This is a genomic window from Endozoicomonas sp. 2B-B, from assembly GCF_053470045.1.
The window spans coordinates 5131118-5144221 of sequence record NZ_JBLZMU010000001.1 but is presented as its reverse complement, the minus strand read 5'-3'; the positions used below and the strand labels follow the sequence as shown (position 1 = coordinate 5144221).

Here is a 13104-nt window from a genome sequence, read left to right as displayed (position 1 = left end):
TTAGGTTCTGAAATTCAGGCTCAGCGTCTGAATTAAAGCAGACAGATAGTGTATCTTTATTCTGATGCATCCGTTTAGAGTCAGGCCTGTCCAGCCTCTTGCTTCCTGACAGGTGCTCAAGTTAGAGAGAGACCGAATATGTTTAAGAAAGATGTAGTGATCACGGCTGAGAATGGCCTTCATACTCGTCCAGCTGCTCAGTTTGTCAAAGAAGCCAAGAGTTTTGACTGTGACATCAAACTGGAAGCAGGTGGCAAGCAGGCCAGTGCCAAGAGTTTGTTTAAACTGCAGACCCTGGGGCTGACTCAAGGCTCAACAGTGACCATCATCGGCGAAGGTGACGGCGCTGAAAAGGCTGTAGAGCATCTGGCAGAGTTTATCATTACTTTGAAGTAAGCTCTTTGCTGACCTGGCCTCTCCGGCCGGGTTGTCTCTCGGAATAAAGCAGTCGTGAATCAGGAAATGATTGAGTCGTCCTCTGACGGATTAGTTTGCTGCTGCAAAAATGCCTGTAATACTAAGGCGGTTGCGGGTATTCTCTAGAAAGTATCACGTACCGGGTGTATCTGAACGAATACATCGGGGCGATGTCATTCACGAGGCAATACTGAGGCATGTTCTCAAGTATGTCTGTTGGATAGCTGGCGGGTAATGCGCTCTGGTGAGTTAAATTGTCAGGTGTTGTTACTTGTTAAAATGTTCCGGATTCTCTTCAGATTGCCTTCTGTACAGAGAATTCCGGCTCTTTGTGTACTCTTTAACAGGTACATTACGATCCTCCAGTAAAGATTTGCCGGGGAACGATGTTTTCAAGTGTGCGATTATGTGTGTCTTGTTGAGCGTATTTGTAACGTCGTTCCAATCCTGTGTCAAGTCCTGGTGGTTTAATACGGATAACTTTTGTTGTGTTCCGTGAATAAAAGTGTCCTTTGGTGTGACTGTATGTTGGGCAGAGTTATCAACTCTGTTGATTGTTGAAAAAGCCTGTTAGCCCTTGTGTGGCAAGGGGGTTAGGTATTTTCACGAGGCTGAATTTACACCGGAAATCCTATTTACTAATGAACTGGCGGGTTATCCCGCTGTGACTAAGGGTATTGGAGACGTCATGATCAAAATCGCAATCAATGGCTATGGTCGTATCGGTCGCAACGTTCTGCGTGCACTCTACGAAGCAGGTCGCCGTGAAGAATTCCAGATTGTTGCTATCAATGACCTGGGTGATGCGAAAATCAATGCTCACCTGACCAAGTACGACACTGTACATGGTCGTTTCGACGCTCAGGTTGAGGAGGGTGAAGGTGCACTGTTTGTAAATGGTGACGAAGTCAAGACATTCTCTGAGCGTGATCCTTCCAGTCTGCCCTGGGCCGCTCTGGGTGTAGACGTTGTATTTGAATGCACCGGTGTATTTCGTTCCAAGGAAGCCTGCAAACCTCACTTGAATGCTGGTGCCAAGAAAGTCATCATCTCTGCTCCGGGCAAGGAAGTAGACGCCACCATCGTTTATGGTGTTAACCACGACACTCTGACTCCTGACATGACCGTTATCTCTAACGCTTCATGCACCACCAACTGCCTGGCTCCCATTGCCAAGCCTCTGAACGATGCTCTGGGGATTGAAAAAGGCTTGATGACCACTATTCACGCCTACACCAATGATCAGCGTCTCAGCGATGTATACCACAGTGACCTGTATCGTGCCCGTGCTGCTGCACAGAACATGATCCCGACTGCTACCGGTGCCGCTGCAGCGGTTGGCCTGGTGGTTCCGGAGCTGAAAGGCAAGTTTGACGGTATGGCCGTTCGTGTACCTACCATCAACGTATCTCTGGTAGACCTGAGTTTTGTGGCCAGTCGTGAAACTTCTGCTGAAGAAGTCAACGAAATCATTGCTTCTGCTGCCAAGTCTTCCAAAGCGATGGGCAAGGTTTTGCACGTAAACCATGAGCCTCTGGTTTCCATGGACTTTAACCACAGCCCATTCTCTTCCAGCTTTGATGCCACACAGACTCGCGTTCAGGGTAACCTGGTGAAGGTTATGTCCTGGTACGACAACGAGTGGGGTTTTTCCAACCGAATGCTGGATACTGCTAAAGCGCTGCTGGGCGCCTGAATCCAGATCATTGAAAAGCCTCGCTGATGTGAGGCTTTTCAGGTTGATGCCGATGCTCTGATAACAGGGCATTGGATTCCTGAGACTGAGTGGCAAAAAGAAGAAGGTGTTTATGAAGCTGGCCGGGAATTAACCTCTCAACCTGCCTTCTGGACGATGGTAGATTAGCCTGCCATCTATAATGGGCTCAGATTGGCATACTGGCTTTCAGGTACACACTCTCCTTTTTGCTGCTTTATCAAGATAAGCAGATGCAGGAACGTTACACTTCGAACGTTCCTCACTTAAAAATTGTTGTCAAACTGCCGTATGGCATTTATGCCCCGGTCGACTCTTCCTTTAAGTAGTTTCATCGTGCTGGGTCGGTTCGTGGCGAATTCGCGAGAGGATATCATGCTCAGACGCACAAAAATCGTTGCCACACTCGGACCAGCTACAGAGTCCGAAGAACAGCTCACCAAGCTGATTGAAGCCGGTGTCAACGTTGTTCGACTGAACTTCTCCCACGGTGATGCTGATGATCACCGTGTCCGTGCAGAGCGCATTCGCAATATCGCTGCCCGTCTGGGTCGCAGTGTTGCGATTCTGGGTGACCTGCAGGGGCCCAAAATTCGAATTGGTCGTTTCCAGAATGGCAAGATCTTTCTGCCCGACGGCGCTGAGTTCGTTCTGGATGCAGAGCTGCCTATTGATGCCGGTGATGAAACCCAGGTCGGTCTGGCTTACAAGAATCTGCCAAACGATTGCAAGGTGGGCGATGTGCTGTTGCTGGACGACGGTCGTCTGAGCCTGCAGGTTAAGTCGATTGAAGATTCGCGCATTGTAACCACTACTCTGGATGGTGGTGAGCTGTCTAATAACAAAGGTATCAACCTGGCCGGTGGGGGTCTTTCTGCCGATGCCCTGACCGAAAAAGACAAGGAAGACATCAAGCTGGCTGCCTCTCTGGAGGTGGATTTCCTGGCTGTGTCTTTCGTTCGCAGTGCCAGTGATGTTGAACAGGCTCGCAAGCTGCTGGCTGAAGCCGGTGGTACTGCTGCCATTTTGTCCAAGATTGAGCGTGCTGAAGTGGTTCAAAGCTTTCAATTGCTGGAAGAAGTGATCCGGGCCTCAGACGCGGTCATGGTAGCTCGTGGTGACCTGGGGGTGGAAATTGGTGACGCTGAACTGATTGGTGTTCAGAAACAGATGATCAACGTTGCACGTCGACTGAACCGTCCTGTCATTACCGCCACACAAATGATGGAATCCATGATTCACAACACACAGCCAACCCGTGCTGAAGTGTTTGACGTGGCCAATGCCGTTCTCGATGGCACCGACGCAGTCATGCTCTCCGGTGAAACAGCAACAGGCAAGCGTCCACATGAAGTCGTCAAAGCCATGGCCCGTATTTGTCAGGGCGCTGAAAAACATCCTGAAATGATCTCCGGAAGCAACCTGGATAAGGCCTATGCCGGTGAAACCGATGCCGCCATTGCGCTGGCTGCCATGCATGCGGCTAACCGTCTGGAAGGTGTAAAAGCGATCGTTTGCCTGACCAAAACCGGTGCGACTCCTCTTTGGATGTCCCGTGTTAATACCAGCCTGCCCATTTTTGCCCTGACTCGCTACAAAACCACCGAGCGCCGCGTTGCACTTTACCGTGGGGTGGAGTCGGTCGCTTTTGACAGTGGCAGCCAGTACGGTCCTGAAGTGAATCAGCGTGCTATTGCCGAACTAAAAGGTCGTGGCCTGCTGGAATCCGGCGACCGTATTATTCTGACCAAGGGTGAGTCCTGTGAAATTGAGGGCGGTACCAACACCATGCAGATCGTTACTGTGAAATAATTTCAGTCAATTCAGGCATGTTGACTGGGCAGCATGCCTCACGCTTTCCCTTACGGGATTCAGGAGATGAGCAGATCATGGCAGAACTAAAAAAAATTGGTGTGCTTACTTCAGGTGGCGATGCGCCTGGCATGAATGCTGCCATTCGTTCCGTAGTACGTAGCTGCATCTTTTACGGGGTTGAGCCGGTAGCCATTTATGAAGGTTACAAAGGTCTGATTGAAAACGATCTCAAGGTAGTGAATGCGCGTTCAGTGGCCAATATTATCAACCAGGGTGGGACATTCCTGAAGTCTGCCCGTTGTCAGGAATTCCGTGCTCCGGAGGGACGGGCTGCTGCTTATAAGAATGCCTCTGCCGCCGGACTGGATGGACTGGTTGTTATTGGCGGTGACGGTTCCTTCACGGGTGCCATGCTGCTGGAACAAGAGCATGGTCTTCGCTGCATTGGTGTTCCCGGCACTATTGATAACGATATCTTCGGAACCGATTTCACCATCGGTTATGACACCGCTCTGAATACCGTGGTCGAGGCGATTGACAAGATTCGTGATACCGCCACCTCTCATAATCGTCTGTTTCTGATTGAAGTTATGGGTCGTGATGCAGGCTTTATCGCATTGAACGCCGGTATTGCTGCGGGTGCAGAAGATATTTTGATTCCGGAAGATCAGAAGCCCATAGATCAGTTGATGGGCTCTATTGAAAGCAGCGGCAGAGCCGGGAAAACATCCAGTATCGTAGTGGTTTCAGAAGGTGATAAATCCGGTGGTGTTTTTGAACTGTCCCGGGCTGTGGAAGAAAACTTCCCGGCCTATGAAGTCAAAGTGACGGTGCTGGGCCATATTCAGCGCGGTGGCAAGCCCAGCTGTTATGATCGTGTCCTGGCCAGTCGTCTTGGGGTGGCTTCTGTGGAAGCTCTGCTTGACGGTGTCAGTGGAGTGATGGTGGGTGTACGTGATCAGAAGATTGTCCATACACCCTTGAAGGAAGCCATTAGCAAACACAATGAGATTGACAGCCAACTGTTGAAAGTAGCGGACATAGTTACAGTATAAATGGCATATAATACTAATCGTGCTTTTTAACTCCCGTGATGAGCATGGAGATTTGAGCCTTAAGAAAAGGCGGGGTGAGGAGTCATAGTCTTAGCTGCGACGATCGCCAACGCAGGATTAAGGCTCAAATCTTCAGCGCAATAGGGAGTTAGAAAGTTCGATTGGTATAACAGCTGTGATCTGCCGTTTCAGCTGTTAATCTGGAAAGGAATCGGGAGTTTCAGTCAGGTTAACTGGCCTGATTACTCAAAGGCTCCTAAAATCAATGCGTTTGAAGTAGAAGGTGAAAGTGATGGGCCTTTTTGACTCTCTCAAGAAAAGTATGGGGCTGGGTGCCAGTCAGGGAACGGTGATCAGAGCACCGTTGACCGGCGACATTGTACCAATTGAAGAAGTACCTGATCCTGTTTTTGCTGACAAGGTGGTAGGTGATGGTATCGCCATTAATCCCACCGGCAAAGTCATGGTAGCCCCTTGCGATGGTGAGATTGGCAAAATCTTTGAAACCAATCATGCCTTCAGCATGGAGACGCCAACCGGGGTTGAGCTGTTTGTTCACTTTGGTATCGACACCGTTGAGCTGAAGGGCGAGGGTTTCAAGCGTATTGCCAGCGAAGGCCAGCAAGTCATGGCTGGAGATCCCATCATCGAAGTGGATCTGGACTTTCTGAAAGAGAATGCCAAAAGTATTATTACGCCCGTTGTGATCTCCAACATGGACGATGTAGCCTCTCTGGAAAAATCTTCGGGCTCTGTTGTTCAGGGCAACGACAAGTTGCTGGTGGTCAAAATGAAGTAAAACTTTACAAAGACTATTATTTTTTGAACAAAAAAATCAGCCATACCCTGAAGCCGGTTCTCTGTCGGCTTTTAAAATGTCTGGCCTTAAAGCCTTAAAGCTTTCCCTGCCAGTTAGTATCCCTGACCACCCCGTTAGTGAAGACTTATCTTCCTTCCTCTATCCTGTTTGCGATTGAACCCTTTGGGTAACTCGTTGTCTCACTATATAGACAGGTATGAATTTAGAAATGCAGTTTACGTCCTGAAAAGCAATGCGTAGTAACCGCCTGTCGTGACTTATCCCCATAATAAAAACCCTATGCGATTAGGCTGAAGGAGGTGTATATGAAAGGAATTGTGTCACTTTTAGTGATGGTGTTTACCGGTTTCCTGCTGTTGATTTTTTCATTCCAAAAAGTGTCTGTACCCACGGAAGAGCCTGGGGAGGCAGAAAGTTTGCAGGTTGTTATTGATGAGTTGGACTTTGTCAGAAGCGAGACAGTGTCCAAATACCTGGACGGAGACCCGCTCTTGAATGGGGACAGCTATCTGTCTTACGACAAGGCTCGTGAGGCTCGCTTGAACAAGATGTCCCATCAGGAATTGGTTGCAGAGCTCAAGCGTCTTGAAACCCTGCAGGTCAGTCAGGCTACCCAACTTGCCGGAATCGTTCTTCCTCCGCAGGAAGAAACTGCCAAGACAGCAGAGATATGGGGCCTCGATGACATAGTCAAAAAAAGCTCAGGCAACGGGTGTATGGGAGCAAGATCAGCCTATTCCTCTTATATGTCGTCTTATTATGATGACCTTATGAGGTATCAGTCAGGGGGATGTTTTGGCGATTTTCTTCATCCTGTGCCCTATTTTGTTATGGACCCATCCTATGAGGAATATACCGTTACAATGCCTGCAGCGATTACCGAGGGTGAGCCTGAAAGTTACAAGGTTTGGGTCAGCCCGGGTAAGATGGAAATGCTTAAGCAGAAACAGAAGCTGGACAAGATGCTGATTGATGATGTGCTCAGAATGACGGGTGAGTTGCCTTGATGGATGGCTAAATAAAAGGTTTGCGTCGTATGGTTAGCCGTGGCTCTGGTTAAGGGTTGCCAGCTTTCTCTTAAACTCTCCTGTTAGCCCATGAAGACCACCACTCTCAATTTTGTGAGATTTTTTTTGTAAAGACTATGATTTCCTGAGCAGTCTGTGACAATCTGGTTATTATTGTCAGAGTTGTCCTGTCTATGTTTTTAGTCACTTTAATTCAGTCACTTTAATTTAGTCACTTTAAATAGTAGGCCAGACTTCTATAACTGATATCCAGCCAGGAGTCATACATTGTCAATACCTGTTGAGATCTGCATCAACAGTCTGAATCCAGACTATGTTTACCGCTCTGTTGCAGCCGCTTACGAGGGGGGCGCAGCACGTATAGAGTTGTGTGACGATATGTCCGTGGGAGGCACTACTCCCACAATAGAAGCTTTGGAAGCCGCCCGGAAAGCCTTTCAGGATCGCTGTGGTTTACTGTGCATGATTCGTCCCCGGGGTGGCGACTTTTCATTCGGCACTGAAGAGGTTCTGCTTATGGAACAGCAGATCTGTGATGCTGCAAAGGCAGGTGCTGATGGTGTCGTCATTGGCGCTCTTGCGCCTCCAGGTAATACCATTAATCGTGATGTGTTGGGCCGACTGGTCGATACCGCCAAGACCCGAAATCTGATTGTGACTTTTCATCGTGCACTGGATGCTACGCCCAATATGTTTGAGAGCCTGGATGTACTGATTCAATATGGTGTGGATCGTATTCTGAGTAGTGGTACAACCTGGGGTTCTGCTGACGGTGCCTTTGAAGGTGTGAGGATGCTCGAGCAACTTATGTTGAAAGCTGAAAACAGGCTGGAGGTGGTCGTCGGTGGCGGGGTTGATCCGGAAAATATCGGAAAGATACTACAACAGCTGCCAGTAGCGAATCATTCAGCCAGCATTCACGCGTACAGCAGTGTTCTTGATGAAGGGGAGTTATCGGTGGAGAGAGTCCGTTCCCTGTGTGCAGCAGTAGAATCCTTTTAGCCGGTCTACATGGCCTTAATGGCTTCTTCCATCTCGGTTCGGATATTGTCGGACTGAGTACCAAAGATAGCCTGCATATTCTGACCTATCACCACTACAGCCGTGGCTCCCAGCTGTTTAATGGCCTCCTGATCAACCTTGTCAGGGTTGTTAACCGTGACTCTCAAACGAGTGATGCAGGCATCCAGATTCTTGATATTTCCCTTGCCACCAAAGGCCAGAATAAGGTCCCTGGCCAGTTCACTGGATGGAACCACTTTCGCTGATAATTCTGATTCAATTTCTCGCCCGGGTGTCTTGAGGTCCAGCAGCGTGATCATAACTCTGAAGATTACATAATAGAGGACTGCGTAGATCAGTCCCAGGCCGATAATCCAGGCGGGTCTGGTGGCTATGCTGTAATAGAGGAGATAATCGATCATGCCGTTGGAAAATGACATGGCCATCTTGATGTCGAGGTAATTGGTAATGGCGTAAGCCAGTCCGGCCAGCAGCGCATGAATCACATAAAGTATCGGAGCGACAAAAAGGAATGAGAACTCTATGGGCTCGGTGATACCAGTGAGCAATGAGGTAAGCGCCGCTGACATCATAAGGCCACCGACTTTTTGTTTATTCTCAGATTTGGCGCAATGCCAGATGGCAATGGCCGCAGCAGGTAGGCCAAACATTTTGAAAAGATAGCCGCCTGCCAGAAATCCGGCAGTAGGATCACCGGCAAAGAATCGCGCGATGTCACCTCTGAAGACGTTACCTGTTGATGGATCAATGAACTCACCCATCTCTATCTGGAAGGGCACATTCCAGATATGATGTAGGCCAAATGGAATCAGGGCACGTTCAACCACACCGTAGATAAAGCCAGCCAGAACCGGGTTCTCAGTCACTGACCATTGAGAGAAGGCGTCGATAGCCTGTTGTATAGGGGGCCAGATAAAGCTGAGGAGAATGCCAAGGAAGACAGCTCCTATGGCAGTGACGATCGGAACAAAGCGCTTTCCTGCAAAGAAGCCCAGGTAATCCGGAAGTTTGATTTTGTAATAGCGTCTGAACATCCATGAGGCCAACATACCAACAACGATCCCACCGAAAACACCGGTATCAATGGTATCTATTCCCATAACAGAACTGGGCTCAACTCCCAGCTCTGAGGCCATAACGCCCATGGTTCCCAGCATGACCACGTAGCCGACAGTTGCCGCTACTGAGGAAACACCGTCATTATCAGTTAGGCCAATAGCAGTACCAATGGCAAAGATAATGGGCAGGTTTCCGAAAACCATGCCGCCGGCCTGGGCCATGACGCTGGAGACGAGATCTGGAATAAAGTTGAAGCCCGCACTGCCGACGCCCAGCAGTATCCCTGCAACAGGCAGAACGGCTACAGGCAGCATCAGCGCCCGACCTATCTGCTGAAGTGTGCCGAATGCAGATTTGACCATTGGAGAAACTCCGGGGAGACGATTCTGATCTGAGAGCAAACCGAAGACTCGCGGATTTATGGAAGAATAGACCAAACAGCCATGAGCGTAGAAAAAAACATCTTCTTTCCTGGGTGTATTGCAAGTCCGGGCACGTGCGCCGCTGAGGGCGGCGACAGTCCAGGATGAAAGTCCTTTGACAAACTGAAGTAAAACTAACAGAGCCTTCCTATTGAATCTCTCAGGCGCAGCTCGCCCTCAAAATGGGTGCTTTCCGGCCTGCTAAAACCCTCCTCCCGTAGCCGGTTCATCAAGAGTTCTCCGGCAAATCTGGCCATCTCTGTCATTGGAAAATGCAATGCAGTGACATGTGGAGTCAGGAAAGTACAAAGGTCCACACTGTCATAACTGATGAGAGAAACGTCTTCGGGCACACGGATGTTGTTTTCACGAAAGGCGTCCATACAACCTGCCGCCATCTCTTCGCTGCAAGCAAATACAGCAGTAAAAGGTTTGCCGGTTGTGAGTAGTTGCCTGGTGCCTTCGTATCCGGCTTGTCTCGTATAGTTGCCTTCAGTGATCAGGTCCATATCCAGGGCAATATCATGCCGGGTAAGGGCATTGGCATAACCCTGGAAACGTTCTTTTGCTTTTGACTTGGCGAGTTTTCCGGCCAGACAGGCAATACAGGTGTGGCCATTTTTCAGAAGCAGTTCTACGGTGTTGTCGCTGGCTTTGATGTGATCAAAGGTGACGCAGCGGTCGGCCAGGACATCGACGTAACGATCCAGAAGTACAAAGGGCGGAGCGGTTTCTGCAATGTTAATCAGCTCATCATCACCCAGGTAACGGACGTGCAGCAGTAATCCGTCAACCCGCATGTTGATCAGGTGGTCGATAGCGGCACGCTCGCTTTCAGCACTGTGCTTGCCCTGGGTGACGATCATCACTTTACCTGCAGAGTCTGCGACCTGCTGAACCTCTGCCATAAGGTCACCAAAAAAAACACCCCGGAAGGACGAGACCATCAAGCCGATGGTATTGGTGGTATTGCTCGCCAGTGACTGGGCAACAGGATTTGGATGATAATTCAGTTCGTCGATGGCGGACTCTACTCTCAGACGAGTTGTCTCCTTTACCTGTCCGGTGTTGTTCAGTACCCTGGATACCGTAGCGCGGGATACTTTGGCTCGCTCAGCGACATCTTTAATGGTTGCCATTATTGCTTCTGATCGACTTTTTTGTGAAGTGTTATCAACTCCTGAACCATTTCCCGGGCCAGCATGGATGTCATTAAATGGTCCTGGGCATGAACCATTACCAGAGTCATCGGGGTTTTTCCTTCGCCCTGGTCTTCCTCGAGCAATTGAGTGTGGATTCTGTGAGCCACTTTTGCGGCTTCCCGGGCGTGAGCCATGATCTCTTCGGCGCCTTCGTAGTTTCCGGCTTTTGCTTTGGACAAAGCTTCGAAAGCACAGTTGCGGGCCTGGCCAGAGCTAACGATGATCTCCATTACGGCGGACTCTAGATCCATGGTCTTACTCCTGTCGGTTATACAGTTATCCGGAGAGCTTTGTGGACTTCTGGTTAATCGCCTGAAGCACTCAGAAAATGTTTTAAGGTAAAGATAGTCAGGACACCGGTCTGCGCTGTGTGTTTTTAGATGTAACCGGTTTTATCGACCGGCCTCATAATGGTTGATATAAGTCAAAAAACCAAATTATGGACTTCGTCGATGAGAATCAGGTCAACAACAAACAGATGTCTGGTATTAGGAAAACACAAAAACACACTTATTTTCTTGATCTATCCTTTCTCTCTGTAGGTCAGAAGACAGGGATAGGATTATTAAACACTCACTCTTTATTGTGCTGCTGTCGCTGTTGTCTGCCATTTGTCAGGCTAAATCTTTGACAGAGCATTTTATTTTCGAGTCTAAACAGATTGTAGATTTTTCAAAACAGAGCTTTTCTATAAAGCGTGAACTGCGAACATTGTCTGACAACCCGCTAGAGATTACCGACACAGACGTTTATGAAGAACCCGATTTTCCTGCTGATAACAAACGACAAAAACCTGGCAACTACAGGGCAAAAACAATCATTACTCTAAGCTCAACCCCTTATTCATGGTTATCTGTAGAAATGATTGTCACTGTCAGTTGGCTTTTGAAAGGCTATTGGAACATAGATTCACCGCTGTTTAACCCGATTGAACAACAAGAGGCGGCATTTATGTTTGGCTCAGAACAGGATCAGCAACAACACCAGCCATCAGAACCATCCAGCCAGCAAGGACCACCAGTCAACCGCCACCGAACAGGTTCTTTCATCCGCCCCCGGGATACTGACTACAGTGACGGGAACGGAGGCTCTGAACGACACCAGCATTCGTTGGGTTTAAATTGTTTTGTCCAGCCCTGTCATGGCGTCTGTCGATTTCGACAATTTTCCGATTCATTGGTTAGCGGAGTGCAGAATTGTGAAGAAAGTTCGACAGACAGCACTGTAGCAACACCCGAACACAGCTTATGCAACCATTTGACCAATGCACACTGTTATCGTTGCAACTTGATAGACGGGGTCGCCTTAGACGGGGTCGCCTCAGATTCAACGGCAGCAGGAACAGCTAATACAATTGACCCTGACTGGCAAGTAACCTGCAACGTGATCCTGGTTGGAGAGGATGGTCAACTGCGGCAATGCGGGAAGGTCCTCAAGAATAACAAAGTGCTTTTAAGTCACAAACGCAGCATTCACAGCGGGGAAAAAACTTGTAATGCAATCAGGGTTGGGAAGGATGGCCAGCCACAGCCATGTGGAACGGTCTGCAAGAATGCAAAAGCTCTATTCGATCACAAAAGAGGAATCCACTCCGGGCCACAAACCTGTGATGTACCAGTAGCCGGGGAGGATGGACAGCGGCAGTCATGCGGGATGGTCTGCAAGAGTGCTACAGCCCTGGCGTATCACAAAAGATTAATTCACTCCGGGCAACAAACCTGCAATGCGATTGTGGTTGGGGAGGATGGCCTGCATCGACCATGCGGGAGGACCTACAAGAATGCTAAAGGCCTGTCGTCACACAAAAGCCAATACCATACCGGGCAAAAGACCTGTGACGCCACAGTAGTCGGGAAGGATGGCCAGCCGCAGCCATGCGGAGTAGTCTGCAAGAATAGTCAAGCCCTGGCGAATCACAAAGTCGCATACCATAGCGGGCAAAAAACCTGTGATGTAACAATAGTCTGGGAGGACGGCCAGCCACGGCCATGCGGAATGGTTTGCAAGAATGCTAAAGCCATGTGGAGTCACAAAGTCAAAGTACACAGTGGGCAAAAAACCTGTGACGAAATCGTGGTCGGAGAAGATGGGCATTCACAGACATGTGGGAGAGTCTGCGAAAATGCCGGAATCCTGTTGTCTCACAAAAACAGAAGCCATAGCGGACAAAAAATCTGTAACCTGAGAGAGTTCGGGGAGGATGGTCAGCAGCGGTCATGCGGGGCTGTCTGCAATAATGCTCAAGCCTTGTCGATCCACAAAAGAATACATCGAAAACGCAAGCCCGTTGATATGGACCAGAAAGATAACCTCAGACCTTAATTTGTTTCTCCGCTCTTTCAGAGTGTGTCGCATGTCAGGCTTGGATGGACGGGTAAGTGTAAACCGAAGTTTTATTGATGTAGGTCAAGGTTTTGATAGTGGCTAGTACGTATTATGAAATCACTCAGGCAATCAAGAAAAATAATAAAAAGCGCCAGAGAATTAAGGACATAAAAAAAAGAAGCGGGAGCCAGTGACAAGCCAGCCGATCAAATACCCGGGTTTGA

The 13104-nt window shown here is 48.9% G+C and carries 11 protein-coding genes; 8 read left to right on the top strand and 3 right to left on the bottom strand.

Features of this window, described 5'->3' with window-relative positions:
* The first annotated feature begins 138 nt into the window (after nt 1-138).
* From ACOMHB_RS19160 to ACOMHB_RS19130, 7 genes are all read left to right on the top strand, one after another.
* The gene (locus tag ACOMHB_RS19160) at nt 139-396 is read left to right on the top strand and encodes an HPr family phosphocarrier protein (RefSeq protein WP_422134692.1); all 258 of its coding nucleotides are present in this window, start codon (nt 139-141) and stop codon (nt 394-396) included.
* Between the two features lie 709 nt (nt 397-1105).
* On the top strand, nt 1106-2113 hold the full coding sequence (gap, locus tag ACOMHB_RS19155; RefSeq protein WP_448217814.1) for a type I glyceraldehyde-3-phosphate dehydrogenase: 1008 nt from the start codon (nt 1106-1108) through the stop codon (nt 2111-2113).
* Nucleotides 2114-2506: 393 nt separating this feature from the next.
* Entirely contained in the window at nt 2507-3943 is a 1437-nt protein-coding gene (gene pyk, locus ACOMHB_RS19150) for a pyruvate kinase (protein WP_448217813.1), read from the top strand.
* A gap of 77 nt (nt 3944-4020) precedes the next feature.
* Nucleotides 4021-5001 carry a 6-phosphofructokinase gene (gene pfkA / locus ACOMHB_RS19145; RefSeq protein ID WP_422134689.1) on the top strand — a complete coding sequence of 327 codons (981 nt, stop codon included), beginning with the start codon at nt 4021-4023 and terminating at the stop codon, nt 4999-5001.
* A gap of 292 nt (nt 5002-5293) precedes the next feature.
* Complete coding sequence (gene crr, locus ACOMHB_RS19140; RefSeq protein ID WP_422134688.1) at nt 5294-5800, top strand: PTS glucose transporter subunit IIA; 507 nt, start codon at nt 5294-5296, stop codon at nt 5798-5800.
* Nucleotides 5801-6126: 326 nt separating this feature from the next.
* Complete coding sequence (locus ACOMHB_RS19135; RefSeq protein ID WP_448217812.1) at nt 6127-6828, top strand: hypothetical protein; 702 nt, start codon at nt 6127-6129, stop codon at nt 6826-6828.
* A gap of 288 nt (nt 6829-7116) precedes the next feature.
* The gene (locus ACOMHB_RS19130; protein ID WP_448217811.1) at nt 7117-7851 is read left to right on the top strand and encodes a copper homeostasis protein CutC; all 735 of its coding nucleotides are present in this window, start codon (nt 7117-7119) and stop codon (nt 7849-7851) included.
* A gap of 5 nt (nt 7852-7856) precedes the next feature.
* Here the strand turns inward: ACOMHB_RS19130 and ptsG are convergent, their stop codons facing one another.
* The 3 genes from ptsG to ACOMHB_RS19115 all read right to left on the bottom strand — a co-directional run bounded on the left by ptsG (nt 7857) and on the right by ACOMHB_RS19115 (nt 10806).
* Entirely contained in the window at nt 7857-9293 is a 1437-nt protein-coding gene (gene ptsG, locus ACOMHB_RS19125) for a PTS glucose transporter subunit IIBC (RefSeq protein ID WP_422138600.1), read from the bottom strand.
* A 194-nt stretch (nt 9294-9487) separates the two neighbouring features.
* Nucleotides 9488-10492 carry a LacI family DNA-binding transcriptional regulator gene (locus tag ACOMHB_RS19120; RefSeq protein ID WP_448217810.1) on the bottom strand — a complete coding sequence of 335 codons (1005 nt, stop codon included), beginning with the start codon at nt 10490-10492 and terminating at the stop codon, nt 9488-9490.
* Entirely contained in the window at nt 10492-10806 is a 315-nt protein-coding gene (locus ACOMHB_RS19115) for a PTS lactose/cellobiose transporter subunit IIA (protein WP_448217809.1), read from the bottom strand. Before ACOMHB_RS19115 ends, ACOMHB_RS19120 begins: the two co-directional genes overlap by 1 nt.
* A gap of 376 nt (nt 10807-11182) precedes the next feature.
* Between ACOMHB_RS19115 and ACOMHB_RS19110 the strand changes: the two genes are divergently transcribed.
* Complete coding sequence (locus ACOMHB_RS19110; protein WP_448217808.1) at nt 11183-12877, top strand: hypothetical protein; 1695 nt, start codon at nt 11183-11185, stop codon at nt 12875-12877.
* Nucleotides 12878-13104: the final 227 nt, after the last annotated feature.